The 26,050-nt window shown below is 40.8% G+C and carries 24 protein-coding genes, 1 pseudogene and 1 riboswitch; of the genes and pseudogenes, 16 read left to right on the forward strand and 9 right to left on the reverse strand.

Features of this window, described 5'->3' with window-relative positions:
* Positions 1–100: 100 nt before the first annotated feature.
* Positions 101–247: riboswitch (yybP-ykoY riboswitch) on the forward strand.
* 74 nt (positions 248–321) lie between these two features.
* The 3 genes from A3K93_RS00175 (at position 322) to A3K93_RS00185 (ending at position 2,339) form a co-directional block, all read left to right on the forward strand.
* On the forward strand, positions 322–897 hold the full coding sequence (locus A3K93_RS00175) for a TMEM165/GDT1 family protein (RefSeq protein WP_067727857.1): 576 nt from the start codon (positions 322–324) through the stop codon (positions 895–897).
* Positions 898–1,076: 179 nt separating this feature from the next.
* Positions 1,077–1,874 (forward strand): MBL fold metallo-hydrolase, encoded by a 798-nt coding sequence (locus A3K93_RS00180; protein WP_067727858.1) that lies wholly within the window; start codon positions 1,077–1,079, stop codon positions 1,872–1,874.
* 99 nt (positions 1,875–1,973) lie between these two features.
* On the forward strand, positions 1,974–2,339 hold the full coding sequence (locus A3K93_RS00185; RefSeq protein ID WP_067727859.1) for a YkgJ family cysteine cluster protein: 366 nt from the start codon (positions 1,974–1,976) through the stop codon (positions 2,337–2,339).
* A gap of 41 nt (positions 2,340–2,380) precedes the next feature.
* On the opposite strand, the gene A3K93_RS00190 is transcribed toward A3K93_RS00185, so the two are convergent.
* Together A3K93_RS00190 and A3K93_RS00195 are read right to left on the reverse strand one after the other, a co-directional pair.
* On the reverse strand, positions 2,381–2,602 hold the full coding sequence (locus A3K93_RS00190) for a hypothetical protein (protein WP_067727860.1): 222 nt from the start codon (positions 2,600–2,602) through the stop codon (positions 2,381–2,383).
* A 58-nt stretch (positions 2,603–2,660) separates the two neighbouring features.
* Positions 2,661–3,965: an RNA-guided endonuclease InsQ/TnpB family protein gene (locus tag A3K93_RS00195; protein ID WP_067727861.1), complete on the reverse strand. Its 1,305-nt coding sequence runs from the start codon at positions 3,963–3,965 to the stop codon at positions 2,661–2,663.
* A gap of 58 nt (positions 3,966–4,023) precedes the next feature.
* Between A3K93_RS00195 and tnpA (A3K93_RS00200) the strand changes: the two genes are divergently transcribed.
* The 5 genes from tnpA (A3K93_RS00200) to recJ all read left to right on the forward strand — a co-directional run bounded on the left by tnpA (A3K93_RS00200) (position 4,024) and on the right by recJ (position 10,196).
* Positions 4,024–4,422: an IS200/IS605 family transposase gene (gene tnpA, locus A3K93_RS00200; protein WP_067727863.1), complete on the forward strand. Its 399-nt coding sequence runs from the start codon at positions 4,024–4,026 to the stop codon at positions 4,420–4,422.
* A 483-nt stretch (positions 4,423–4,905) separates the two neighbouring features.
* A complete protein-coding gene (gene guaB, locus A3K93_RS00205) occupies positions 4,906–6,372 on the forward strand; it encodes an IMP dehydrogenase (protein ID WP_067727864.1) in 1,467 nt (488 codons plus the stop codon).
* A 120-nt stretch (positions 6,373–6,492) separates the two neighbouring features.
* On the forward strand, positions 6,493–7,824 hold the full coding sequence (glmM, locus tag A3K93_RS00210; RefSeq protein WP_067727866.1) for a phosphoglucosamine mutase: 1,332 nt from the start codon (positions 6,493–6,495) through the stop codon (positions 7,822–7,824).
* A 14-nt stretch (positions 7,825–7,838) separates the two neighbouring features.
* Positions 7,839–8,495, forward strand: a complete 657-nt coding sequence (gene pdxH / locus A3K93_RS00215) for a pyridoxamine 5'-phosphate oxidase (protein WP_067727868.1) — start codon at positions 7,839–7,841, stop codon at positions 8,493–8,495.
* Positions 8,496–10,196: a single-stranded-DNA-specific exonuclease RecJ gene (recJ, locus tag A3K93_RS00220; RefSeq protein WP_067727870.1), complete on the forward strand. Its 1,701-nt coding sequence runs from the start codon at positions 8,496–8,498 to the stop codon at positions 10,194–10,196.
* A 47-nt stretch (positions 10,197–10,243) separates the two neighbouring features.
* On the opposite strand, the gene A3K93_RS00225 is transcribed toward recJ, so the two are convergent.
* On the reverse strand, positions 10,244–10,996 hold the full coding sequence (locus tag A3K93_RS00225) for a putative porin (protein WP_067727872.1): 753 nt from the start codon (positions 10,994–10,996) through the stop codon (positions 10,244–10,246).
* A 169-nt stretch (positions 10,997–11,165) separates the two neighbouring features.
* Positions 11,166–11,948 (reverse strand): putative porin, encoded by a 783-nt coding sequence (locus A3K93_RS00230; RefSeq protein WP_067727874.1) that lies wholly within the window; start codon positions 11,946–11,948, stop codon positions 11,166–11,168.
* Between the two features lie 548 nt (positions 11,949–12,496).
* On the opposite strand from A3K93_RS00230, the gene prfB reads away from it, so the two are divergent.
* From prfB to A3K93_RS00255, 5 genes are all read left to right on the forward strand, one after another.
* A protein-coding gene (prfB, locus tag A3K93_RS00235; RefSeq protein WP_101494804.1) for a peptide chain release factor 2 occupies positions 12,497–13,592 on the forward strand; the annotation gives its coding sequence in 2 pieces (ribosomal slippage) (positions 12,497–12,568 and positions 12,570–13,592; 1,095 coding nt in all).
* A gap of 147 nt (positions 13,593–13,739) precedes the next feature.
* Positions 13,740–14,039 (forward strand): ArsR/SmtB family transcription factor, encoded by a 300-nt coding sequence (locus tag A3K93_RS00240; RefSeq protein ID WP_067727876.1) that lies wholly within the window; start codon positions 13,740–13,742, stop codon positions 14,037–14,039.
* 21 nt (positions 14,040–14,060) lie between these two features.
* A complete protein-coding gene (locus A3K93_RS00245) occupies positions 14,061–15,125 on the forward strand; it encodes an alkene reductase (RefSeq protein WP_067727877.1) in 1,065 nt (354 codons plus the stop codon).
* Between the two features lie 95 nt (positions 15,126–15,220).
* Positions 15,221–16,501 carry a 3-deoxy-D-manno-octulosonic acid transferase gene (locus tag A3K93_RS00250; protein ID WP_171255075.1) on the forward strand — a complete coding sequence of 427 codons (1,281 nt, stop codon included), beginning with the start codon at positions 15,221–15,223 and terminating at the stop codon, positions 16,499–16,501.
* A gap of 195 nt (positions 16,502–16,696) precedes the next feature.
* On the forward strand, positions 16,697–17,410 hold the full coding sequence (locus A3K93_RS00255; RefSeq protein WP_067727879.1) for a 16S rRNA (uracil(1498)-N(3))-methyltransferase: 714 nt from the start codon (positions 16,697–16,699) through the stop codon (positions 17,408–17,410).
* Here the strand turns inward: A3K93_RS00255 and A3K93_RS00260 are convergent.
* Complete coding sequence (locus A3K93_RS00260; protein ID WP_067727880.1) at positions 17,384–18,361, reverse strand: mechanosensitive ion channel family protein; 978 nt, start codon at positions 18,359–18,361, stop codon at positions 17,384–17,386. The genes A3K93_RS00255 and A3K93_RS00260 overlap by 27 nt on opposite strands.
* Positions 18,362–18,656: 295 nt before the next feature.
* On the opposite strand from A3K93_RS00260, the gene acs reads away from it, so the two are divergent.
* Together acs and A3K93_RS00270 are read left to right on the forward strand one after the other, a co-directional pair.
* A complete protein-coding gene (gene acs, locus A3K93_RS00265; protein ID WP_067727881.1) occupies positions 18,657–20,600 on the forward strand; it encodes an acetate--CoA ligase in 1,944 nt (647 codons plus the stop codon).
* Positions 20,601–20,737: 137 nt separating this feature from the next.
* Complete coding sequence (locus tag A3K93_RS00270) at positions 20,738–21,919, forward strand: acyl-CoA dehydrogenase family protein (RefSeq protein ID WP_067727882.1); 1,182 nt, start codon at positions 20,738–20,740, stop codon at positions 21,917–21,919.
* Positions 21,920–21,956: 37 nt separating this feature from the next.
* Here A3K93_RS00270 and A3K93_RS00275 read toward each other — a convergent pair.
* Positions 21,957–22,703: pseudogene (locus tag A3K93_RS00275) on the reverse strand (cryptochrome/photolyase family protein); the annotation flags it as partial.
* A gap of 78 nt (positions 22,704–22,781) precedes the next feature.
* A complete protein-coding gene (tnpA, locus tag A3K93_RS00280; protein WP_067727883.1) occupies positions 22,782–23,180 on the reverse strand; it encodes an IS200/IS605 family transposase in 399 nt (132 codons plus the stop codon).
* Positions 23,181–23,238: 58 nt separating this feature from the next.
* Between tnpA (A3K93_RS00280) and A3K93_RS00285 the strand changes: the two genes are divergently transcribed.
* Positions 23,239–24,543, forward strand: coding sequence for an RNA-guided endonuclease InsQ/TnpB family protein (locus A3K93_RS00285; RefSeq protein WP_067727884.1), 1,305 nt, complete (start codon positions 23,239–23,241; stop codon positions 24,541–24,543).
* Here the strand turns inward: A3K93_RS00285 and A3K93_RS00290 are convergent.
* Together A3K93_RS00290 and A3K93_RS00295 are read right to left on the reverse strand one after the other, a co-directional pair.
* Complete coding sequence (locus A3K93_RS00290) at positions 24,540–25,256, reverse strand: deoxyribodipyrimidine photo-lyase (protein ID WP_067727888.1); 717 nt, start codon at positions 25,254–25,256, stop codon at positions 24,540–24,542. The two genes, A3K93_RS00285 and A3K93_RS00290, sit on opposite strands and share 4 nt — an antisense overlap.
* Positions 25,257–25,402: 146 nt before the next feature.
* The gene (locus tag A3K93_RS00295) at positions 25,403–26,017 is read right to left on the reverse strand and encodes a riboflavin synthase (RefSeq protein ID WP_067727890.1); all 615 of its coding nucleotides are present in this window, start codon (positions 26,015–26,017) and stop codon (positions 25,403–25,405) included.
* Between the last annotated feature and the right edge of the window lie 33 nt (positions 26,018–26,050).

A 26,050-nucleotide genomic window follows, 5' to 3' on the forward strand; every position in this document is an offset into this window, starting at 1 on the left:
TTGAAGCTCAGGGGTAAATACAAAGAGGTATAAAAGAAAACCCTGCTTCGGCAGGGTTTTCTTTTATGTTTGTAAATCAATTATTGATTCTTTATAATGCAGATACTTCATTGGGGAGTAGCCGCCTTTGACGCAAGTTCAAAGGGTGATGGTCAACATATTTGCTCTAAACCGAGCATGGTCATCATAGCAAAGAACCAAATGAGCTTATCTCTTAAGCTTTCTTTTGTTGGCAAGACCTTTGATTTACCACTCTGCAGATTTTGGCTAGCAGGAGCGGTGAGTCATTGGTATTTGTTATGCTAGCCAGAGAAAGACATCATGCATGAATTCCTTCTGTCCACTGGTATTGTCGCACTTGCTGAAATGGGTGATAAAACCCAGCTTTTAGCCTTACTTCTTGCTGCACGCTTTCGTAAACCCATTCCGATTTTAATTGCGATTTTGGCTGCAACAGTACTCAACCACGGGATCTCAGCTGCGCTTGGTCAATGGGTCACTAATGTATTCAGCCCAGATATTTTAGTTTGGATTTTATCAATTGGCTTTATTGCGATGGCGGCTTGGATGTTGGTTCCTGACGAACTAGAAGATGAATCGGGCAGTATCCAAAAGTGGCAAAAATACGGTGTCTTTGGTGCAACTTTTGTGTTGTTCTTTTTGGCTGAAATTGGCGATAAAACCCAGATTGCAACTGTGGCTTTAGCCGCTCGTTTTGACAGCATTTGGTGGGTGATGGCAGGTACAACATTCGGGATGATGATTGCCAATGCCCCTGCAGTATTTATCGGGGATAAATTATCCAATAAATTACCAATTTCTTTAATTCATAAAATTGGCGCATTTATTTTCTTGGCAATTGGTATCGTGACATTGGTACAGCATTTTTATTTCTAAAATTAAATAAAATAAATGAAATCCTGAGCTAAAAACTCAGGTTTTTTTGCAAAATTGCTCACAAAAGCATGATAAATAAAGTGATAAGTGGTCTGATAACGATTGAAAATCAGCATAATCCCCTATATCGTGTATGGATATAAAAATTGAAATTGAATTAAAAAGAATTGGGGAAATTCATGAGTTTCGAGCGCACCACTTCACAAGTGCTTTTTGATAATGGCATCCATAAATGTATTAGCTTTACCAGTTTGGTCAAAGGCGAAGGTGTGCAGGCCAATCAATTTTTAATTTTAGATCATAACCGTGCAGCTGTACTCGATCCAGGAGGCGACTTAACTTACGTTCCCCTGACCATGGAGCTGAATAAATATACCAAACTTGCCAATCTTGATTATGTGATGGCATCACACCAAGACCCTGACATTATTACTTCTATGCCGCGTTGGTTGGTCTATACCGACGCGAAAGTAGTCGCTTCAAAATTGTGGGCACGTTTCTTACCGCATTTAAACTCAGCCTTTATGAGTGATCGAATGAAAGGCAACTGGCTCGATCGATTGGTTGAGCTTCCTGATCATGGTCAAGTGATTCAATTAGGTGAGTCTTCTATTGTCGCTGTACCAGCTCACTTCTTGCATTCAGTTGGGAATTTTCAGTTTTATGACCCAATTGCAAAGATTCTATTTTCAGGGGATATGGGCGCATCGATGGTGGAAGATGCCAGTAAACCTTTAGAAAATTTTGCTGCGCATATTCCAAAGATGAAAAGTTTCCACCAACGTTATATGTGTAATAACAAAGTGATTCGTCTTTGGGTGCAAATGGTGCGTACCATGGATGTGGAAATGATTGTGCCACAGCACGGGACACCTTTTGTCGGTAAAGAACAGATTAATCAATTTCTAGATTGGATTGAAAAATTAGAATGTGGTACTGACTTAATGGACGAAACAATTTTCACTTGTCCTGAATAAAATTTGATTGATTTGTTATTTAACGTATTGCTTGAAAAAGCAACATTTTTTATATTTTCACCCATCCAAAAAACCTTTAGATGACGAGAATTTATAAAAATGTTGTCTCAATTACCAACACAGGATGCGTGTTTAAGTTGTGGTGCATGTTGTACCTATTTTAGGGTCTCATTTTATTGGGCTGAAGGCATTGAAATGCTTGAAGACTACGTGGAGCCACTGACACCTGTTTACTCCTGTATGAAAGGCACCAACCAGAAAAATCCACGTTGTATTGCCTTGCAGGGGACGGTGGGGGAGCAGGTGAGTTGCGGCATGTATGAGAAACGCAGTTCATCATGTAAAGAAGTTCAAATTGCCGATGCACAGTGTAATAAGGCACGCATTGCACATAATATGTTGCCGTTTATTCAAATTGACACTGAAGAACCTGAAAATGATGACAACTTTGAGCGTGTCAGTTAAATCATCATCAAAAAAGCAGAACTTCGGTCTGCTTTTTTATTTTATTCGTATTTGCGCTGCGGTCTGACATGTTGTTGGTTGAAGATGTGCCAATACACTAAATACATTGCCCATAAGATAATCGGAATAAGTAAAAAGCCATATTCTTGGGTGAAAATGGTATGAATCCAAGGAAAAATCCCCATAAATGCACAGGCGGATGCAAAGAGAAGGAAAAGCGGATCTAAGTTTTTGTTTGCGTACCAGTATCGTGCCATGATCATTGACACACTCCCACCACTTTCGACTAGCTCAAGTGGAGGATTCTAAAAGCAAAAGCTCTTAGGCGACTCCCTCACGGATTTCGCTTGCTTTCTGCTTCACAAGGCGACCTTTACCGCATCCACCCTCCACAGACAAAACGGTGTGTCCCACCGCCAAAATATTGCGAGAAGCATTTATATCCGCATTCTCGCTAAAACCACACTCAATACAGTTAAAGTTTGCCTGAGTGAGCCTATTTTCTTTTGCAACATGACCACATGAACTACAAGTCTGACTTGTATATTTAGGGTCAACTTTAACAAGTAAGCCACCTCGCCATTGTTGCTTATACTCCAACATATCAACAAGCATTGACCACCCTTGATCTAGGATTGATTTGTTTAAGCCTGATTTGGCTTTAACATTCTTTCCTTTTTTCTCAATTGAGCCTTTTGCAGACTTCGACATATTAGCTACTTTTAAGTCCTCAACTACGATCATTGCGTGGTTTTTGCTGAGAGTTGTAGTGACTTTGTGCAAGTAGTCATGCCGAATATTGGCAATATGATGATGTAGTTTGTTAACTTTTAAATTAAGTTTTTTCCAATTTTCACTGAACTTGATTTTCTTTTTCAACTTGCGTTGAAGTCTAGCTAATTTCACTTGATTGGCTTTAAAACTATTGATCGGGTTGAATACCTGACCATTAGAGGTTGTGACCAATTTCTTGATGCCAAGATCAACACCAATAGCTGATTTAGATGGGTGAATTGGTGTTTCAATTGTGTTTTCAACACCAAAAGAGATATACCACTTGCCAACATGCTTTGAGATTGTGACGTTCTTAATCTCGCCTAAAATATCTTGTGATTTTCTAAATTTTACAACGCCAATATCACTAGGCAATTTAACTTGGTTGCCTTTAACCCAACAATACCTATTAAATTGAACAATACGAATTGAATCATAACCATCTGATTTTTTCTTGAATCGTGGCATGAGTGGTCTAAGTTGAATTTCATTACCATCGGGTAATTTAAAAAATTTTGGCTTCTTAGCTTTGAATGGTTTTTGCTTTAGCTTGGCTTGTTCTTTTTTATCGAAGAATTTACCCCAAGCATCACCAAGATCACGAACTTTTTGTTGAAGTGAGACACCATTTGAACTGTTTTCTAAAAAAGCACACTCAGGCTTTTTGCGTAATTCAGGGATTTTATTAACTAAATTAACTTTGTTAATTCGCTCATTATTAGCAAGCATCTCGAATGATGCAGCCAATATCTGATTCCAAACAAAACGTGCAGAACCAAGCAACTTGTTTAAAACAAGCTCCTGTTCTGTATTAGGCTCAAGCCTAAATTTGTACGCTTTGTTGATTTTCATAAATGAGTGTGTATGTGTTAATATGTATAAATACTACCACTAATTAAGCCATTCACCAATGACAGAAATATATAAAAACCGACATTCAGCCTTTAATTTGCATGTACATTTAGTGTTTATTACTAAGTACAGAAAGAAAATTCTAGGTGAGTTGCATCATAAGTATTTTATTGAGTGTGCATCTGAAATCCGCAAAGAGTTTGATGCGGAATTAAAGGAATGTAATGGTGAAGCTGACCATGTTCACATGCTTATTCAGTATCCACCGACAGTTCAACTCAGTAAATTGGTAAATAACTTAAAATCAGTAACAAGCAGAAGAATGAGAAATGAGTTTTTGGATTTACGTGGTAGTTATGCAAAACCTGTTTTGTGGTCACGCTCATATTTTGCAGGGTCTTGTGGTGGCGCACCTTTGGATATTATTAAAAAATACATTGAAAACCAACAAGGTTAAAATCCTTGAAATTCACCTCCACCCTGACTGTCGGGTGGAGTCCTCTTTCACTTTAAGATAGACAGACCCACGCCACACTGCCACTGAGATGAAAGGCAAGATTGCTTTCACTAAACAGATCGAGATTGAAAAGAGTTTCTGAATCTTCGAGTGATAAGCGAATATAGGCTTGGATTCGTCTATAGATAAATCTTGCATAGATGATTAAAAATGGTAAATACAATATGAAAAACAGCAAGCTGATCCAACCCAACGGCGTGATCGTATCATTATGGTTATAAGTTTAATTATATCGTTTTAAGAGCATAGTACGTGATGATTTTATTGACAATAAAATTGATTTTATTCAAATCACTCATTCTAAAAAAAGCGTTTGATTTAAAATTATAAAATCTCAAAATGCGAAAATAATTTTGTAATAGCAATGAAATTTTGAGCTAAATTTGTTTATAATAGCGCACGGAAATTACCAGTGAGACTGTTATGTTGACCATCGTTCAAGAAGCGTTAACCTTCGATGATGTCCTATTACTCCCTGCCTACTCTACTGTTCTCCCAAAAGATGTCTCCCTAAAGACACGTTTTACTCGTGGAATTAACTTAAATATCCCTCTTGTGTCTGCTGCTATGGATACTGTGACTGAGTCACGTATGGCAATTGCGATGGCGCAAAATGGTGGTATCGGTATCCTGCATAAAAACATGGATATTGCTGCACAAGCTGCAGAAGTTCGCCGCGTGAAAAAATTTGAAGCCGGTATGGTGAAAGATCCGATTACAGTAACCCCTGAAACAACTGTTCGTGAGTTGATTGCAATCACGCAAGCGAACAACATCAGCGGTGTACCTGTAGTTAAGGATGGCAAAGTTGTCGGTATCGTGACAGGTCGTGATACACGCTTTGAAACCAATCTTGAACAACCTGTTAGCAACATCATGACAGGTCAAGATCGTCTGGTAACAGTTCGCGAACACGAATCAAAAGAAAATATCCAAGCGTTATTGCAAAAAAACCGTATCGAAAAAGTGATCGTTGTTGGTGAAAATAACGAACTTAAAGGTTTGATTACGGTAACTGATTTCCGTAAAGCAGAGCTTTATCCAAACAGCTGTAAAGATGACTTAGGTCGTTTACGTGTTGGTGCTGCGGTGGGTACAGGTGCAGAAACACCAAGCCGTGTTGAAGCATTGGTTGAAGCAGGTGTAGATGCGATTGTGGTCGATACTGCACACGGTCACTCTGCGGGTGTAATTGAACGCGTTCGTTGGGTAAAAGCAAACTACCCACAAGTCCAAGTCATTGGCGGTAACATTGCAACTGGCGATGCTGCGCTTGCACTTCTTGATGCAGGTGCGGATGCGGTTAAAGTCGGTATTGGTCCTGGTTCAATTTGTACAACACGTATCGTTGCTGGTATCGGTATGCCACAAATTTCGGCAATCGACTCTGTCGCAAATGCATTAAAAGATCAAATTCCATTGATCGCTGATGGTGGTATCCGCTTCTCAGGTGATATGGCAAAAGCGATTGGTGCGGGTGCAAGTACAATTATGGTCGGCTCACTTCTTGCGGGTACTGAAGAAGCACCAGGTGAAGTTGAATTCTTCCAAGGTCGTTACTACAAAGCATACCGTGGTATGGGTTCATTGGGTGCGATGGCAGGTGCAACAGGTTCTGCTGACCGTTACTTCCAAGACTCTAAAGCAGGTGCTGAGAAACTTGTACCAGAAGGTATTGAAGGTCGTGTACCTTACAAAGGCCCAATGGGTAACATCGTGCATCAAATGATGGGCGGTCTACGTTCATCTATGGGTTATACCGGTTCTGCTGTGATCGAAGACCTTCGTCAAAATGCGAAATTCGTGAAAATCACATCAGCAGGTATGTCTGAATCTCACGTACACGATGTCACTATTACGAAAGAAGCGCCAAACTATCGCGTTGGCTAATTTCTTGTAATTGTGATCCAAAAAGCCGTCATGTAAATGACGGTTTTTTTGTTTTGGTGTAAAGTGTTACACAATGAAAAAATGCGTGGCGAGAGCCATGCTCTAAGAAGTGAGACATGTATGAGTTATTTTGGTACTGACGGCATTCGCGGAAAATTTGGCGTATTGCCAATTACACCTGAATTTGCCCTGAAATTAGGTTTCGCTGCGGGTAAAGTGCTAAAACGACATAGTAAAAAAGCAAAACCTGTTGTTGTGTTGGGTAAAGATACTCGTTTGTCTGGCTATATCTTAGAGTCTGCATTACAAGCAGGTTTAAATGCTGCAGGTGTTTATGTGCATTTACTTGGTCCATTACCAACACCAGCCATTGCACATTTAACCCGAGCTTTACATGCAAGTTTAGGGATTGTGATTTCAGCATCACACAACCCATATTTCGATAATGGGATTAAGTTCTTCTCTAGCGAAGGTAAAAAATTACCTGATAGTTTGCAGGAAGAAATCAATCAAGAACTCGAAAAAGAGTTAGTCATTGAAGACACGGCGAACTTAGGTAAGAGCTTCCGAGTGAAAGATGCCAATGGTCGCTATATCGAATTTTGTAAATCAACATTCCCATACCATTTAGATTTAAACGATCTTACGATTGTGGTCGATTGTGCTAATGGTGCTGCCTATAACGTCGGACCAGCTGTTTTCCGTGAGCTTGGTGCAAAAGTGGTTGCCATTCACGATGAACCAACAGGCTTAAATATTAATGATGGCTGTGGTTCGACACATCCTGAACATTTACAACAAGTTGTGGTTGAGCGCGGTGCGGATTTAGGGATTGCCTTTGATGGTGATGCAGACCGTGTGATTATGGTCGACAAAAACGGTGAACAAATCACGGGTGACCATATTCTGTATATCCTTGCCACTCAAGCCAAACATAAGCCAGCGGGTATTGTCGGTACCTTAATGAGTAACATGGCACTTGAGCTTGCACTTGAAAAAGCAGGGGTAGAACTGCTGCGTGCTAAAGTTGGTGACCGTTATGTCTTACAAGGTCTAGAAGAAAAAGGCTGGGTAATTGGTGGTGAGCCTTCTGGTCACATCTTAACTTTAGACAAGAGTACGACAGGTGATGCAATTATCGCAGCACTTCAAGTCTTAACGGTCATGGTGGAACAGGGCAAAGCACTGCATGAACTTGTGGCTGACTTTAAACTTCTCCCTAATGTGCTTGTGAATGTGCGTTTAGATGCGATGTTTGACCCGTATTCAGTGCCTGCATTGGCTGCTGAATTTGCAAAAGCAGAAGAGCAACTCAAAGGTCGTGGTCGATTACTGATTCGTAAGTCAGGAACTGAACCTGTAATTCGTGTCATGGTTGAAGGTGAAGATTTAGCAGAAGTCGATACACTTGCACATCAGCTTGCGGATGCTGTACGTGCCAATGCTGCTTAAACGGAGAGGGTGAAATGAGCGACCTGATTAAAGATTTGAGTGAACTGCGTTTAAGCTATCAAAAAGGTGAGCTTCATGAAGAACAAGTGAATGCAAATCCTCATGAGCAATTCTTACTATGGTTTAATCATGCCTTAGAAGCACAGCTCCATGAACCCTATGCCATGTCTTTAGCGACAGCAAGTCAAGATGGCCGTCCACATGTGCGTACAGTCTTGTTACGTGGTGCAGATGAACAGGGCTATGCATTTTATACCAACTATGACAGTCAAAAAGGCTTGGACTTGGCAGTTAATCCTTATGCGCAAATTCTGTTTTATTGGGCGGAGCAAGAGCGTCAAATTCGAATCTCAGGTCGTGTGGTCAAAATTTCTGAAGAAGAATCGACAGATTACTACCACAAGCGTCCACGTGACAGCCAAATTGCAGCACATATCAGTACGCCGCAAAGTGGTGTGATTGCGAGCCGTGAAGAATTACAGCAACGCTTCCAAGATTTGCATGATCGCGTTGAGCAGAAAGCAAGTTTGGATAAACCTCAGTTTTGGGGTGGTTACCGCATTGAGCCAGATTATTACGAGTTCTGGCAAGGTCGGCCAAACCGTTTGCATGACCGTTTGTGTTATGAAAAAATCGACGGTGCGTGGAAATTACAACGATTGATGCCATAAATGCCAAAACTTGAAATCAAGCAGAGACCTTTTATTACACGCCCTGAATCCTTTCAGGGCGTGCCTTCTTTTGTTGCCGAAATTTTGGCACGTCGAGGTGTGGAATCTGAACAAGAATTAGAACTGAAACTGAAGCATCTACTCGCACCGAGCATGAAAGGCTTAACTGAAGCCATTCAACTGATTGACCAAACCATTGATCAGCATAAAAAGATTGTGATTGTTGGTGATTATGATGCTGATGGTGCCACCAGTACGGCTCTAATGATACTGGCATTACGCGAGATGGGTGCAGATGTACATTATCTTGTTCCTGATCGTTTTAAGTATGGTTATGGTCTCACACCTGCGATTGCAGATTTGGCATTTGCAAACTTTACCCCCGATTTACTGATTACCGTAGATAATGGGATTTCCAGTCATGAAGGGGTGAAGCAGGCTCAAGATCATGGCATGCAAGTCATCATTACCGATCATCATTTGACGACTAAGCCAACGCCGAATGCTGAAGCAGTGGTGAATCCAAATCAGCTTGGTTGTGAGTTTCCAAGTAAAGCGTTGGCAGGGGTTGGCGTTGCCTTTTACGTACTTGCGAATTTGTCGAGTCAACGTAAAAAACAAGGTAAATTGTTTGCACAGATGACGAATTATCTAGACTTGGTCGCACTTGGCACTTATGCCGATGTAGCAAGTTTGGACTATAACAACCGAATTTTAGTCGATGCGGGTCTCAAGAAAATTCAGCAGCATCTGTGCCGTCCCGGGATTAGTGCACTGCTTGAGATTGCCGGGCGTGATCCCGCTGGATTAAAAGCCCAAGATTTAGGTTTTGTAATTGGTCCACGCATTAATGCCGCAGGGCGCATGGAAACAATGGATATTGGTATTGAGTGTTTATTGGCTCAAGACTTAGCAACTGCATATCCACTTGCTGAACAGCTGAATCAACTTAACGTTGAACGCCGTCAAGTTGAAAGCAAAATGAAGCAAGAAGCGCTCAAAGAACTTGACCAAATTCAACTCAATGAAAATGAACTTCCTGCTGCTTTGATTATGTTTGAACCATCATGGCATCAAGGAGTAATCGGGATTGTCGCAGGACGCCTAAAAGAGCAGTTTCATCGCCCAAGTATTGTTTTTGCTGCGGATGAAGATGGCGTACATATCAAAGGTTCTGCACGTTCAATTGAAGGGATTCATATTCGAGATATGATTGAACGTGTCGCAGAGCAATACCCGCATTTGGTGAGTCATTTTGGTGGGCATGCAGCAGCAGCAGGGCTCACTATTAAAAAAGAGCATTTTATTGAGTTTAAACAGATTTTTGAACAGTTAATTGGCAGCATGGATGAGAGTTTATTTACTGCTACTTTATGGACAGATGGTGAATTACCTGCCAGCGTGTTTCAAATAGAAACAGTTGATTTACTGCAAAATCTAAGCCCGTGGGGACAGAAATTCCCTCAACCTATTTTTGATGGCATTTTTAAAGTCTTGGATTATCGCTGGCTCAAAGACGTGCATCTGAAATTGCGTGTTGGCTTGGAAAATGGTCAAGTTGTTGATGCCATCGCATTTAATGCAGCAGATAAATATGAATTTAACCCTATGAAAGATGTGCGACTGGTGTATGAACTAGACAAAAACGTATTTAATGGCAACGTCAGTTTACAGATGCGAATTATGCATTTGGAACAATAAAAAAACCGCTCAATTGAGCGGTTTTTTATCTTTCAATTGATTAAGGATTAGAAGCGGTAAGCCCCACGTACAGCTAAGATGTTGCCTTCATCGGCAAAGTTAATTGAACCTTCAACACTGACTTGTTGGTTAAAGAATTTCTTAGCGCGAATTGTGAAGACATCACTCCCTTCAAGCTCACTGTCAGAGAAGCCGAGACCCACACTTAAAGTTTTATCGAGATAAAGATCTGCTCCAAGTTGATAAGCATCTAAATCTCCAAAAGTAGCACCACCCTCGAAGTTCATATCATAAGCACCCACTTTAGTGACATACTTAGCACGAATCGTTGGGTCAACATTATCGCCAAGATCGTTATCATAGCCTTGTAAACCAAGAGCAAGTAGTAAACCTGGTGCAGGTAAATAACCTACTTCAGCTGCATAGACAGTCGTGTCAAAATCACCGATCGGGGTATCTTCGCTGAATTGTCCGATGTTACCACTGACATAAAAATCAGAATTTGGTACGTAGTATTCAACACCTAAACCAAAAGTTGTCAGGTCATAGGCATCATAGTCAATATAAGAAATTTCAGCGTTGATATTGCTTGAACGATTTAAAAAAGCGGCTTCATTTAATGGTGAATTTTTTACTTGAACAGGATTGAAGTAATAAGTTCCATCAACTGCAAACCCAGTCGAAGAATCACCATTGTCTGGATCAACTAAGGCAATTGTTCCGCCTAATTCAGCTTGATAGGCATGAGCTGTCCCAAAAGTAGCGACCAAAGCAGTCGCAAGAGCAAGTTGTTTTAACATGAATAAAAATCTCGGTTTGTTATAAAAATACCTGTCAAATGACAGCGAGCTGATTGTACAGACAAAAAATGCATCTTAAATGTGCAAAATATTCCGAAATTTAATTATTTAGGTCAATAAAAAAGCCCATCCGAAGATGAGCTTTTCTGGGAAATAAAATTTTTAGCGATTAGAAACGGTATTTCGCAGCTACACCAAACTTGTTGTAGTCATTGTTACCAATCTCACCAAAGCCTACGCGACCTTCAAGGCTCACTTGTGATGTAAAGAACTTACGAGCACTTACACCGAATTCGTTCGTATCTGCAGGACCAGTGTCTTTGCTGTAGTAATCCACACCAACACTCAATGTTTTATCGATGTAGTAGTCTGCAGCTAGATTGTATTCATCTAGGTCACCGAAAGCTGCACCCGCTTCTAAGTTGATGTCTTTACCATTCGATAAAGTGGTTACGTATTTCGCACGTAAAGTTGGGTCGACACCATCGTCATAATCGTTGTCATAGCCTTTAACACCTGCAGCGATTAATAAACCTGGAGCAGGAAGGTAACCAACTTCGGCACCGTAAACTGTTTCATCGAAGTCAGCGCCAGAAGCATATTTACGGTCATCACGTCCAACATTACCACTTACATAGAAGTCAGAATTTGGAACGAAATATTCAGCACTTACGCCATATTGATGACGTTCATCATCACCAACTTCGTCATATTGATATTTTGCACCTACGTTGCTCGCGCGGTCTAAGAACGCAGCTTCTGCAAGTGGCGCATTACGTGTTTGTACAGGATTGAAGTAGTATTTGCCGTCTACACCAAATGAGCCACTTGAGCTACCGTTATCTGGATCGATTAGACCTGCTGATGCACCAACTTCTGCTTGGTACGCATTTGCAGTACCGCTGATTGCTAAAGCTGATAAAAGTGCTGAAGCGATTGCTAATTTTTTCATACGGATACTCCCCTCTGAAATTTGGCTGATTTTCATACATTTCTTGTTACAACTTTTAGTCTAGACGAAAACAAAAATGTGTCAACGCAGCAAGCGTTACCATAATGTCAGTAGCGTAATGTTATGTAATTTTTATCATTTAACTTACTGAAATATATATTGAAAAATACTATGTTTTGTTTTATTAAAAATGTGGATATATTGTGGAATTTAAAGAAAATGTTTAAAAAATAAACTATTTTATAAGAGGTTGTTTCAGTTAATTCACTACAAAGTTTTCTCAAAGATTAATCTCTATTTATCTTATTCAATCCTGAGTTGAATTCTAATTTTACTTGGATGGCTTAGACATATCTTGATACTAAATTTTTAATTTTTGTCTTATAGCAAACATGATGAAGAAAAATAGAAAAGATGTAAAAAATAGAAGAATAGATGTCTCAAAATGACTCTAATTTAGCAGTAAAAGTGGATTCAAAATGCCAGAATGGACTGTGATATAATATGCGGCTACAGATTTAAGCCTTATTTTGATTGAGAGAATTCACGTGGAAATTAATCCGTATCTATTGCAGCTAAAAGACTTAAGCGAACGTGGTCAAACCTTACGGGGGTATCTTTGACTACGATCTGAAAAAAGAACGTTTAGAAGAAGTTCTACGTGAATTAGAAGATCCTGCAATCTGGAATGATCAAAATCGTGCGCAAGCGATGGCGAAAGAAAAAGGCGAACTTGAAAACGTTATTAATGTTTTAGATGGTTTGTCGACTCAACTTGAAGATGCACAAGCAATGTTGGATTTGGCTGTAGAAGCTGATGAAGAAGAAATGCTGGCAGATGTACAAGCAGAATTAACTGCAGCTGAAGAAGAATTAGCGAAGTTAGAATTCCGCCGTATGTTTAACAATCCGATGGATCCGAACCCTTGCTATGTTGAAATTCAGGCAGGTTCAGGCGGTACAGAAGCACAGGATTGGGCTTCAATGTTACTTCGTATGTATTTGCGTTGGATTGAGCGTCATGGCTTTAAAGCAGAAGTCATGGAAGAATCTGACGGGGATGTTGCGGGGATTAAATCTGCTACGATTCGTGTTGAAGGTGAGTATGCTTATGGTTGGTTGCGTACTGAATCAGGCGTACATCGTCTAGTGCGTAAGTCACCATTCGACTCGGGTAACCGTCGCCATACCTCATTCTCGGCTGTGTTCGTTTCACCAGAAGTTGACGATAATATCGAGATTGAAATTAACCCTGCAGATGTTCGTACCGATACTTACCGTGCATCAGGTGCGGGTGGTCAGCACATTAACAAAACTGATTCTGCCGTGCGTTTAACTCACGCACCCACAGGTATTGTGGTGGCGTGTCAGAACCAGCGTTCACAACATGCCAACCGTGACCATGCATGGAAACAATTACGTGCAAAACTCTATGAACTAGAGATGAAAAAACGTAATGAAGCCGCTCAAGCTCTTGAAGATACTAAGTCTGACATCGGTTGGGGTAGCCAAATCCGTTCTTATGTGTTGGATGACTCACGTATTAAGGACTTACGTACAGGTGTTGAAAACTCAAACACAGGTGCGGTTCTAGACGGCGACTTAGACAAATTTATTGAAGCAAGTTTAAAACAAGGTCTGTAAGCAGACCTTGAGTCGGCTTTGAAGCGATACAGTTTGAAACGATATATCTAAAATATTCGATATATAAATCGAAAAAATACGATATAATGATTTGCAGGCTGAATCGTTTCGTTGCCAATGGCATTCATCGTATTGATATGAGTGATTATGGACGTTGATCTGATTTATAAAGCACTATCTAACCCGACGCGTCGTCAAATTTTGCAGTGGTTGAAAACTCCTGCACAATATTTTCCAGAAGAAGAATGTCTGGATTTTTCGCGTGGTGTATGTGCAGGGCAGATTGAACGTTTAGGACAAGTCTCTCAGTCCACCATGTCAAATCATTTGTCTGTTTTACAGCAGGCAGGTCTTATTACTGCCAATAAGCATGGGCAGTGGTCATATTTCTCCCGCAACGAAACTTTGATTCAGCAATACATCGAACATCTACAACAACACCTCTAAATCTTAGAGGCTGGAGTCAGAATGGCTGAATTAAATACCCCTTTAACGTTGGGTGCGCTTGCACTTAAGAACCGTGTCATTATGGCGCCATTGACGCGTAGTCGTGCGACCCCTGATCGTGTGCCGACTGACATGATGGTCGAGTACTATGCACAGCGTGCCAGTAGCGGCTTAATCATCTCTGAAGCAACGGTAATTTCTGAAGAAGCCAATGGCTATTTAAATACCCCGGGACTTTTTACAGATGCACAAGTTGAGGGCTGGAAAAAAGTCACGCAAGCTGTACACGATAAAGGTGGTTTAATTGTCGCTCAGCTTTGGCATGTCGGACGTGTATCGGATCCTGAATTATTGAATGGTGAAACACCTGTTTCAGCGAGTAGTGTGCAACAAGCAGGGCTTGTGAGTTTATTGCGTCCAAAACGTCCTTATGTGTTACCGCGTCCGCTTGAAATTAAAGAAATTCATGCGATTACAGAACAATTCAAACAAGCCGCGATTCGTGCCAAAGAAGCAGGGTTTGATGGCGTTGAATTGCATGCTGCGAATGGTTATCTCATTGATCAATTCCTGCAAACGAAAACCAATAAAAGAGAAGATGAATACGGTGGTTCAGTTGAAAACCGCGCACGTTTCTTACTTGAAGTGGTTGACCAACTGATTGAAGTTTGGGGCGCAGATCGTGTTGGGGTGCATCTTGCACCACGTGGTGATGAACATGATATGGGTGATGATGATCCACGTGAAACCTTTGGCTATGCAATGGAGCAATTGGGTAAACGTCAAATTGCGTTCTTCTTTACCCGTGAATATTTGGCAGAAGACAGTATTTCTGAGTATATGAAGCAGCGTTCGAATGGTGTGCCATACATTGCAAATATGCGTCTAAGCCGTGACGATGCCATTCATTTACTGCAATCGGGTAAAGCAGATGCTGTAGCCTTTGGTAAAGCGTATATTGCCAATCCAGATCTTTATGAGCGATTGGTTCAAGATGCACCACTCAATGAACTCAAACTTGAAAATATGATTGGGACCAATGTGGCTGAAGGCTATATTGATTATCCAACTTTAGAACAACTTTAAATCATAAGATCGGTCGATGAAAAATAGCCGCAGTGATTAACATGTCGCTGCGGCTCTGTTATATTTTGCCGATTGAATCTGTTTCGGTGAGTCATTTGGCTACTCCATTTTGGTATAACACTGCTTTAGCGCTGATTAAACCCTTATATCAATCACGTCTGCGTAAACGTGCGGAAAGTCCTGAGCAGCTACAACAAGAATTATTAGAACGTTTTGGTCCTTTTCAGACCCCAAAAAATCAACATGCCATTTGGTTCCATGTGGTATCCGTAGGGGAAACCAATGCAGCACAACCGATTATTGAGCATTATCTGAAGCAAGGACAAAAGGTATTGGTGACCAATACCACCAAAACAGGGCAGGCACGTGCCAAAGCACTTTTTGAAAAAGCACCATATCTCGATCAATTTCAAGCTGTGTATTTGCCTGCAGATCAAAAGCATCTCATTCAAGCGTTTTATCAGAAGTATCAGCCAAAACTATTACTGCTGATGGAAACAGAATTGTGGCCAAATTTAATTGATCAGGCGCAAGCCTTTCATGTGCCATGTATTTTATTAAATGCCCGTCTTTCCGAAAAATCTGCCAAAGGTTATGGCAAAGTAAAAAGTCTGACCGTGCCCATGTTAAAAGGGCTAACGCAGCTTTTAGCACAAGATCAATCGTCTTATCAGCGCTTTCTTGCGTTGGGCGCAGTACCAAATAAAACCCATGTGCTCGGCAGTGTGAAGTTTGATATTACAGCCCCTCAAAGTTTTATTGAGCGGGCAAAAGTATTGGTGCAAGACTGGCAGCTGCACAACCGAAAAGTCTTGCTGCTTGCCAGTACCCATGCTCCTGAAGAAAAAGAGATTTTGGCAGAACTCAAATCTGCTTTAATTCAAGATTCATCGTTAGTGTGTATAGTTGTTCCACGTCATCCTGAACGGTTCGATGAAGTTTTTGAAGCTGCACAGCGCTTAGGACTGCAAACCCAGCGTCGCAGTTTGGGCGAGACGATTCAATCTGATACGCAAGTCTATTTGGCGGATTCCATGGGTGAGTTATGGCTGTGGTATTGCTTAAGTCAAGTCTGTTATGTGGGCGGTTCACTCAATGAACCAGGCGGGGGACATAATATTTTGGAACCCATTGCCTGTCAGGTACCTACATTGTTAGGTAAGAATTATTTTAATTTCCAAACGATTGTAGATGAGTTTGTGGAAGCGCAAGCAGTTGAAGTGGTAAATGATGCTCAGCACGCTGCACAGACGATGTTGGATATTTTGGTGAATGCTGATAAGGCACAGCGTTTAAATGATGCAGCTCAAAAGATTATGCAGCAGAATCAAGGTGCTTTACATAAGCATATTCAGGTGATTGATCAATATCTTTAATCAATGATCATCATTGAACGTTTGTAAAAAATCAATGTTATATCTGAGGTGTTTCTACTTTGGAAAGATCCAAAGTAGCAAATATCTTTTGTATTGCTGAAGGGATGTCCTATCCCTCAGCAATACGGGCGACATCCCTGTCGCCAACTCTCTAGGTCTATATAGGGTGAAATATATTTTGGTCTTCTTATTTTTATGAATATCGTTCTTCTTGACCCTCGGCAAACTGAAGCAGATGTATGGTCTATTACTTCTAAACGTCAGATTGAGCATTTGCAGCAGCATTTGGGCATTCAAGTTGGGGATACGCTGAAAGTTGGGATTCGTGAAGGCAAACGCTATCTAACTGAAATTGTCGAAATCACGGATAAAGCTGTCAAAATTAAACCACTACATGAAGAAATAGTTCCCAAAAAGTTACCTGTCACGTTAATTGTAGCTTTGCCACGTCCCAAGGTTCTACGTCGCTTGATCATGGATGCAGTCACCTTGGGTGTCGAAAAAATTATTTTAATTCATAGTTATCGCGTGGATAAAAGCTACTGGCAAACGCCGTTTTTACAGCAATTAGATCATTATGTTGAACTTGGTTTGGAGCAGGCGGGAGATACGATTGCACCTAAAATCGAGCTACATAAGCGCTTTAAACCTTTTGTTGAAGATGTGCTGCCGGGTTTGATTGACGAGAATTGTCCTGCCTATGTAGGGCATCCGTATGCAGCCGAGAATATGCCCTCACATATTGATCATGCCTGTACGATTGTGATTGGTCCGGAAGGCGGATTTATTCCTTATGAAATTGAACTGCTCATAAAAAACGGTTGCCAAGCACTGAGTCTTGGCAACCGTATTATCCGTACTGAAACGGTGATTCCCTATATATTAGGTCGTTTGTTTAGCGCGACCTGAAGTATCTTCACCTTCGCCACGGTAAACTTTAACTTCTTGAACAGGGTATGGAATTGAAATGCTATGTTCAGCAAATGCTTCAATCACATATTCTTGTACAGCACTGATTGAGTTACCCGTAGTTGTTTCTTGAGTATCAACCCACCACGTTACTGTCAGATTAATTGAGAAGTCTGCAAGTTGGCTGACATTCACGCTAAACGCAGGCTGACTCAAGATCGATTGATCTTTGTCTAAGATCGCCATAATGATATTTTTGGCTTTTTGGATATCATCTTCATAGCCAATACCCACCACAAACTGACAACGACGGCGTGTATATGCGGTCACAACAGTCACGGCACTGGTGTAAACCGTTGCGTTTGGAATCACGATACGTTTGCCTTCAGGCGAGCGTAGGAACGTTGCGCGGATCTGAATATCTTCAACTGTCCCTTCAAAACCAGAAACCACAATGTCGTCACCAATTTTGAACGGTTCGCCAAGTAAAATCAGAACGCCTGAAAGTAAGTTTTGGAAAATGTCCTTAAACGCGAAACCGATTGCGACAGAACCAATCCCCAACGCACTCATTAACTGACCTGGTGTGAAGCCAGGAATGGCAACGACCATCGCGATTAAGAAACCAATGAATAAGATCGCAGATGTCCCGACACGGTTCAGCACTAATACAAGGTTCTGCTTGCTGTAACTGCGCTCACCAATGGCTTTGCGAACAAAGAACTTAAAGAGTTTTGACAAGAAATAGAAAATTGTAAAAACCACCAGCGCGATGCAGATATACGGGACACGTTCCCAAAAACCATCGACAAACTTATCGATCGTTGAATATGCATCGTTGTATTTAGCTGTGTGCTCTAGCACAGTTTGTGCGGTTTTTTCAGTTGCATCATGCAAAAGCTGAGATGTACCTTCGGTCACATCGCTTAGAGCATTGTTTTTTTCAGCCACGAGAATTCCGAAATCAAAATTTGCACTATTTTGCCTGATTTTGGCTAAAAAATTAAGGCATCTCCTATGCTGTGCTGCTGCACTTTCTTAAAAAAGTGTACTGATGTGTTATCTACTGCCTATCTTCCATCCACAAGTGTTAGGCTGTTTTTAATTATGCCAATCAATCTACGACGAAAGCATTATTGTTGGATTTGAAATCCAAAGTACATACTGACATGATGCAGATATAAAAAACCAAAAATGTGGCATGAGCTCTCGTGATGAGAGTCTAGAAGATCAAGGAAATATAAAGATGAAAGAGATCTACCCAGTACCTGCGGAATTTAAGAAAACAGCGCGTACCAACGAAGCTGAGTACTTTGAACGCTATCAAAAATCTATTGAAGATCCTGACAGCTTTTGGGCTGAACAAGCGCAGCGTTTAGATTGGATTAAACCATTTACTCAGGTTAAAAATACCAGTTTTGATAAAGACAATTTTAAAATTGAATGGTTTGCAGATGGTCAATTGAACCTGAGTGCCAACTGTTTAGACCGCCATCTTAAAGAACATCCTTATAAACCTGCGATTATTTGGGAAGGCGATCATCCTTCACGTCATAAAATCATTTCTTTTGCTGAATTGCATGATGAAACTTGCCGTTTTGCCAATGTATTGAAAAAACATGGCATTCGCAAAGGCGATCGCGTTGTGCTTTATATGCCGATGATTTCAGAGGCTGCAATTGCCATGTTGGCATGTGCACGTATTGGTGCCGTGCATTGCGTAGTATTTGGAGGATTCTCACCTGATTCATTGGCCAGCCGTATTGAAGACAGCCAAGCGAAAATGGTGATTACTGCCGATTCTGGCATGCGTGGTGGTAAGCCAATTCCACTGAAAGAAAACGTTGATGCTGCTTTGAATATTGCAAGGACAGAGTCAGTTGAACATGTGATGGTGGTTCACCGTACAGGCAATTCGATTGAGATGAAGCAAGATCGTGACCTTTGGTATCACATGGAAATTATGACAGTCACTGATGACTGTCCACCTGAACCCATGAATGCTGAAGATCCGCTCTTTATCCTGTATACCTCAGGTTCGACTGGAAAACCCAAAGGGGTCTTACATACCACAGGTGGTTATCTGACTTATGTCAACTCAAGCTTCCGAGAAGTGTTTGATATAAAGCAAGATGATGTGTTCTGGTGTACCGCAGATGTTGGCTGGATTACAGGGCATTCCTATGTGTTGTATGGACCGCTCTCCAATGGAACGACTACGGTCATGTTTGAAGGTGTACCACAGTATCCAACATGGGCACGTACAGGACATATCGTCGATAAACACAATGTCACGATTTTATATACCGCACCGACAGCCATTCGCGCCATGATGCGTGAAGGTGATGCATTTGTACGTGAAAGTGATCGCAGTAGCTTACGTTTGCTGGGTTCAGTAGGTGAACCGATTAACCCTGAAGCATGGAACTGGTATTACTCAGTGGTCGGTGAAAGCCGTTGTCCTGTTGTAGATACGTGGTGGCAGACAGAAACCGGCGGTTTTATGATTAGTCCATTACCAGGTGCAACCGATTTAAAACCAGGTTCAGCAACACGTCCATTCTTTGGGGTAAAACCTGCGATTGTCGATGCAGATGGCAAAGAGCTTGAAGGCGCTGTAGAGGGTAATTTAGTCATTAAAGATTCATGGCCGGGCCAGATGCGAACCATCTGGGGTGATCCTGAACGCTTTATTGAAGCTTATTTTTCGACCTATCCGGGCACCTATTTTACTGGTGATGGTGCACGTCGTGATGAAGATGGCTACTACTGGATTACAGGGCGTGTTGATGACGTTCTCAATGTCTCAGGGCATCGATTGGGTACAGCCGAAATTGAAAGTGCGTTAGTTGCCCATGAAGCTGTTGCTGAAGCTGCCGTCATCGGGATGCCGCATGACATTAAAGGGCAAGGTATTTGTGCCTTTGTGACCTTACAAGCTGGTGTTGAAAGTACAGATTTATTGCGCCGTGAACTCATTCATTGGGTTCGAAAAATTCTGGGTCCAATTGCAACGCCTGATGCTTTGCACTGGGCGCCTGCGTTACCGAAAACCCGCTCAGGGAAAATTATGCGCCGTATTTTAAGAAAAATTGCTGCCAATGAACTGGATAGTTTAGGGGATACCTCAACTTTGGCTGAGCCGCAAGTGGTGGATCAATTGATTGAAGAAGTGAAACGCAATAGTTAAAAAACTGATTTAGCTTTCTAAAAATACCGACTTTTACGTCGGTATTTTTATGTGGGGAATAAGCTCAGCATGCTTTTGCATAATGTCAGGGAAAGTGATCTGTTAAGCTAATTGCATGCTGTAAATGAGTAATAAGAATGAATGCACGATCACCTAATTTAGAATTATCCGCTGTTGAAATAGCAGAAAAACTAGCAGCAGAATTTGCGAAAACTGCTGCACAGCGTGATAAACAAGGGGGCAACCCGAAACATGAGCGTGATCTGATTCGTCAAAGCGGTCTGCTAGGATTATCTATTCCTAAAGCATTTGGTGGTCAGGGGGCAGATTGGCGAACGATTTTTAAAACCATTCAAACCATTGCCCGTGTTGATAGCTCATTGGCACATGTCTATGGCTTCCATCACTTACTCATTGCGACGGTTGAACTTTTTTCTCAAGCTGAACAATACGCACCGTGGTTTAAACAAACTGCCGAACAGAATCTATTCTGGGGAAATACTTTAAACCCTTTGGATCGACGTACCACAGCGACCCAAGTGTCTGAAAATGAATTTATTTTCCATGGAGATAAAAGTTTCTGTTCAGGTTCAATGGATTCGGACATTTTGCTGTGTTCAGGATATAACGAGGCAGGAAAATTACTCATTGGGGTGATTCCTACCGCACGCGAAGGCGTGAGTTTTCTTGGTGATTGGAACAATATGGGACAGCGCCAAACGGACAGTGGTACCAGTCATTTTGAACAAGTCAAAGTGTTTAAAGACGAACTACTTTTAAATCCTGGGCCGCTTAGTACACCGTATTCAAGCTTACGTCCGCTTATTGCTCAATTGATATTCGTGCATATGTTCTTGGGTGTGGCGGAAGGTGCTTTCGACGTGGCAAAAGATACAGTCCAAACGCAAAAGGCATGGTCGAAGTCACTTGCGGAGCAGGCGGTAAATGATCCATTTACCCAAAAACATTTTGCTGAATTTTATGTGCAACTTGAAGGGGTACGTTTGTTAGCAAACAAAGCGATTCAAACTTTGCAGCAGGCGTGGGATATAGGTGCTGATTTGACTGCGGCACAGCGTGGTGAAGTCTCTATTGCAATTGCGACGGCCAAAATCGCCGCGACCAATACCTCGCTCTATATCACGCAGAATATCTTCCAAGTTATGGGGGCTCGTGCAACCACCGCGAAATTAAACTTAGACCGTTTTTGGCGTAATGTACGGACCCAAACCTTGCACGACCCTGTAGATTATAAATATCAGGAAATTGGTGAATGGGTACTGACAGGTAAAGTGCCTGATCCAAGTTTTTATTCTTAATCAATATCAAGAAGCCCTCAATAGAGGGCTTTCATCTTTAGGTATTGGCGTGTTTAAAGACTTCAATCGCACATGCTCGGGAACTTTTTAAGTCGACAATCGGATGTGGATAATCCAATTTAAGCTCCTTATTTTTCGCATAAGGTTCATGAACCATAGTGCTGTCTAAATGTTTCAACTCAGGCAGCCATTTCTTAATGTAGTCACCGTTAGGGTCAAAACGCTGCGACTGATTAATCGGGTTAAAGATTCGGAAATAGGGCGCTGCATCCATACCTGTCGAGGCACACCATTGCCATCCACCATTATTGGCAGCTAAGTCACCATCAATCAAATGTTGCATAAACCATGCTTCACCAAGTCGCCAATCAATCAGTAAATTCTTGCACAAGAACATAGCCGTAATCATTCTGACGCGATTATGCATCCACCCTGTTGCCAAGAGTTGACGCATGCCTGCATCCACAATAGGAATACCTGTTTGACCGCGTTGCCAAGCGTCTAAATCTTCAGGTGCATCGCGCCATGGAATCTGTTTGGTATTGGCTTTAAATGGTTGATGTTTTGAAACGTGTGGGAAGTCGTGCAAGGTATGCTGATAAAACTCACGCCACAGCAATTCATCGAGCCAAGTCTGTTGACCTTCGTTATTAATTTGGAAATAACCATTGGTGTTTTTAAATAATGCTTGTATGCAATGGCGAATTGAAAGCATGCCTAAATTTAAATAAGGCGAAAGTTGGCTAGTGCCATCTAAACTCGGGACATCGCGTTCATCTTTATAGTATTCGACTTGATCTTCTATCTTAAAGTGAAAGAGGACTCCACCCGACAGTCAGGGTGGAGGTGAATTTCAAGGATTTTAACCTTGTTGGTTTTCAATGTATTTTTTAATAATATCCAAAGGTGCGCCACCACAAGACCCTGCAAAATATGAGCGTGACCACAAAACAGGTTTTGCGTAACTACCACGTAAATCTAAAAACTCATTTCTCATTCTTCTGCTTGTTACTGATTTTAAGTTATTTACCAATTTACTGAGTTGAACTGTCGGTGGGTACTGAATAAGCATGTGAACATGGTCAGCTTCACCATTACACTCCTTTAATTCCGCATCAAACTCTTTGCAGATTTCAGATGCACACTCAATAAAATACTTATGATGCAACTCACCTAGAATTTTCTTTCTGTACTTAGTAATAAACACTAAATGTACATGCAAATTAAAGGCTGAATGTCGGTTTTTATATATTTCTGTCATTGGTGAATGGCTTAATTAGTGGTAGTATTTATACATATTAACACATACACACTCATTTATGAAAATCAACAAAGCGTACAAATTTAGGCTTGAGCCTAATGCAGAACAGGAGCTTGTTTTAAACAAGTTGCTTGGTTCTGCACGTTTTGTTTGGAATCAGATATTGGCTGCATCATTCGAGATGCTTGCTAATAATGAGCGAATTAACAAAGTTAATTTAGTTAATAAAATCCCTGAATTACGCAAAAAGCCTGAGTGTGCTTTTTTAGAAAACAGTTCAAATGGTGTCTCACTTCAACAAAAAGTTCGTGATCTTGGTGATGCTTGGGGTAAATTCTTCGATAAAAAAGAACAAGCCAAGCTAAAGCAAAAACCATTCAAAGCTAAGAAGCCAAAATTTTTTAAATTACCCGATGGTAATGAAATTCAACTTAGACCACTCATGCCACGATTCAAGAAAAAATCAGATGGTTATGATTCAATTCGTATTGTTCAATTTAATAGGTATTGTTGGGTTAAAGGCAACCAAGTTAAATTGCCTAGTGATATTGGCGTTGTAAAATTTAGAAAATCACAAGATATTTTAGGCGAGATTAAGAACGTCACAATCTCAAAGCATGTTGGCAAGTGGTATATCTCTTTTGGTGTTGAAAACACAATTGAAACACCAATTCACCCATCTAAATCAGCTATTGGTGTTGATCTTGGCATCAAGAAATTGGTCACAACCTCTAATGGTCAGGTATTCAACCCGATCAATAGTTTTAAAGCCAATCAAGTGAAATTAGCTAGACTTCAACGCAAGTTGAAAAAGAAAACCAAGTTCAGTGAAAATTGGAAAAAACTTAATTTAAAAGTTAACAAACTACATCATCATATTGCCAATATTCGGCATGACTACTTGCACAAAGTCACTACAACTCTCAGCAAAAACCACGCAATGATCGTAGTTGAGGACTTAAAAGTAGCTAATATGTCGAAGTCTGCAAAAGGCTCAATTGAGAAAAAAGGAAAGAATGTTAAAGCCAAATCAGGCTTAAACAAATCAATCCTAGATCAAGGGTGGTCAATGCTTGTTGATATGTTGGAGTATAAGCAACAATGGCGAGGTGGCTTACTTGTTAAAGTTGACCCTAAATATACAAGTCAGACTTGTAGTTCATGTGGTCATGTTGCAAAAGAAAATAGGCTCACTCAGGCAAACTTTAACTGTATTGAGTGTGGTTTTAGCGAGAATGCGGATATAAATGCTTCTCGCAATATTTTGGCGGTGGGACACACCGTTTTGTCTGTGGAGGGTGGATGCGGTAAAGGTCGCCTTGTGAAGCAGAAAGCAAGCGAAATCCGTGAGGGAGTCGCCTAAGAGCTTTTGCTTTTAGAATCCTCCACTTGAGCTAGTCGAAAGTGGTGGGAGTGTGTCAAAAAGTGATGCAATCGTTGTTCAATGGTTTCATCTTCAACTGACCATAATTGAGCGATGTCAGGATTATGATAAGGCTGAGCAAACTGATATAAATCAACTTGTTTGAGGCTTAGATTGAGCTTCAATTCTTTCTGTACTCCAATATCAGGTAAACATGCTGGAACATCCAAAATTAACCGCTCATAACATTTTTTCTTAAAAGCAGTGAAAACCTGATAGGGCTGATTGCTACCATTACGAATGGTCGTTAAAGGAAACAGGGTAAGATCTTCATAAAGGCTCAGTTGAATATCAAGTTTTTTTAATAGCTCCAAAGCGACTTGATCACGCTGTTCTTCATTAAAACCGACTTCGATATTGGCATGAACGTGATGAATGTTCAGACTTTGGCAGAGTTCTAGTAACCGTGTTGGAATGTGTTGCCACAAAGGTTCTTCTAAGATTAAAAGTGGAATGTTGAGTTCCGCCAATTGGGTTTTTAAAACTTTTAATCGTCTGAGATAAAGATCAATTTTAATATCGGCATCTTGATGTAAGCGCCACTGTTCCGGCGTAAGAAATACCACGCCAATACAGAGACCGTGTTGCGCTGCAAAGAACAGGGCACTGTGATCATGAATACGTAGATCCTGACGAAACCAAACCAATTGCATAGCGGTTATTCTAAAATGATGACTTAAACCAATTGTAAGAAAAGGGATGTGAATAAACTGTATAGAAATGGATGCAATACAAAAATTTAAAAGCAATGGTATTTTACTTATGCAAAATACCATCAAAAATAGAATCGGGCTGGATATTAGCCTCGGTGAATATTTTCCAATGTATCCACCAATGTTCGTGTGGTTTGATCAATTTCATAATTGATTTCATCACCGACTTTGACATTTTTCCATGTGGTAAGGCGTAAGGTTTCAGGAATCAAGTCGATTGAAATTTCACTCGTTTCACGGTCGACACGATTGACCGTCAGACTACAACCATTTAGCCCAATAAAACCTTTAAGGAAAAAGTATTTGATATTGCCGTTCGGAATTTGAATATCAATATGATAGGTCTCGCCACGTCTTTCTAATGCTTTTACGAGCGCTGTTCCTTCAATATGTCCATACAGATTATGTCCGCCATTTTCACTACCGACTTTGGCAGAGCGTTCAATATTGACTTCATCACCCACCTTAAGTGCTTTTAGGGTGGTCAGTTCAAGTGTGACATTTGAAATATCAAAATGGATTTGATTAAGCGTAGTATCAATTTTAGTGACGGTTAAGCAGACACCATTGATGGCAACACTTGCACCGATAAATACATCCTGAAAAAACTGCTGTTCATTACTGACGATAATTGTAATAAAACCATCGCCTTTTTTAATTTCAATAATTTTTTCTAAGCCTTGAACAATACCTGTATACATCGACATATTCCTAATTAAGCTAATTTTGATTGT

This window comes from Acinetobacter sp. NCu2D-2 (assembly GCF_001647675.1).
Lineage (GTDB): Bacteria > Pseudomonadota > Gammaproteobacteria > Pseudomonadales > Moraxellaceae > Acinetobacter.

Excerpts from the sequence above, each read along its gene's own strand:
- A3K93_RS00175 (WP_067727857.1), top strand. The coding sequence starts at position 322 with ATGCATGAATTCCTTCTGTCCACTGGTATTGTCGCACTTGCTGAAATG.
- A3K93_RS00180 (WP_067727858.1), top strand. The coding sequence starts at position 1,077 with ATGAGTTTCGAGCGCACCACTTCACAAGTGCTTTTTGATAATGGCATC.
- A3K93_RS00185 (WP_067727859.1), top strand. The coding sequence starts at position 1,974 with ATGTTGTCTCAATTACCAACACAGGATGCGTGTTTAAGTTGTGGTGCA.
- A3K93_RS00190 (WP_067727860.1), bottom strand. The coding sequence starts at position 2,602 with ATGATCATGGCACGATACTGGTACGCAAACAAAAACTTAGATCCGCTT.
- A3K93_RS00195 (WP_067727861.1), bottom strand. The coding sequence starts at position 3,965 with ATGAAAATCAACAAAGCGTACAAATTTAGGCTTGAGCCTAATACAGAA.
- tnpA (WP_067727863.1), top strand. The coding sequence starts at position 4,024 with ATGACAGAAATATATAAAAACCGACATTCAGCCTTTAATTTGCATGTA.
- guaB (WP_067727864.1), top strand. The coding sequence starts at position 4,906 with ATGTTGACCATCGTTCAAGAAGCGTTAACCTTCGATGATGTCCTATTA.
- glmM (WP_067727866.1), top strand. The coding sequence starts at position 6,493 with ATGAGTTATTTTGGTACTGACGGCATTCGCGGAAAATTTGGCGTATTG.
- pdxH (WP_067727868.1), top strand. The coding sequence starts at position 7,839 with ATGAGCGACCTGATTAAAGATTTGAGTGAACTGCGTTTAAGCTATCAA.
- recJ (WP_067727870.1), top strand. The coding sequence starts at position 8,496 with ATGCCAAAACTTGAAATCAAGCAGAGACCTTTTATTACACGCCCTGAA.
- A3K93_RS00225 (WP_067727872.1), bottom strand. The coding sequence starts at position 10,996 with ATGTTAAAACAACTTGCTCTTGCGACTGCTTTGGTCGCTACTTTTGGG.
- A3K93_RS00230 (WP_067727874.1), bottom strand. The coding sequence starts at position 11,948 with ATGAAAAAATTAGCAATCGCTTCAGCACTTTTATCAGCTTTAGCAATC.
- A3K93_RS00240 (WP_067727876.1), top strand. The coding sequence starts at position 13,740 with ATGGACGTTGATCTGATTTATAAAGCACTATCTAACCCGACGCGTCGT.
- A3K93_RS00245 (WP_067727877.1), top strand. The coding sequence starts at position 14,061 with ATGGCTGAATTAAATACCCCTTTAACGTTGGGTGCGCTTGCACTTAAG.
- A3K93_RS00255 (WP_067727879.1), top strand. The coding sequence starts at position 16,697 with ATGAATATCGTTCTTCTTGACCCTCGGCAAACTGAAGCAGATGTATGG.
- acs (WP_067727881.1), top strand. The coding sequence starts at position 18,657 with ATGAAAGAGATCTACCCAGTACCTGCGGAATTTAAGAAAACAGCGCGT.
- A3K93_RS00270 (WP_067727882.1), top strand. The coding sequence starts at position 20,738 with ATGAATGCACGATCACCTAATTTAGAATTATCCGCTGTTGAAATAGCA.
- tnpA (WP_067727883.1), bottom strand. The coding sequence starts at position 23,180 with ATGACAGAAATATATAAAAACCGACATTCAGCCTTTAATTTGCATGTA.
- A3K93_RS00285 (WP_067727884.1), top strand. The coding sequence starts at position 23,239 with ATGAAAATCAACAAAGCGTACAAATTTAGGCTTGAGCCTAATGCAGAA.
- A3K93_RS00290 (WP_067727888.1), bottom strand. The coding sequence starts at position 25,256 with ATGCAATTGGTTTGGTTTCGTCAGGATCTACGTATTCATGATCACAGT.
- A3K93_RS00295 (WP_067727890.1), bottom strand. The coding sequence starts at position 26,017 with ATGTATACAGGTATTGTTCAAGGCTTAGAAAAAATTATTGAAATTAAA.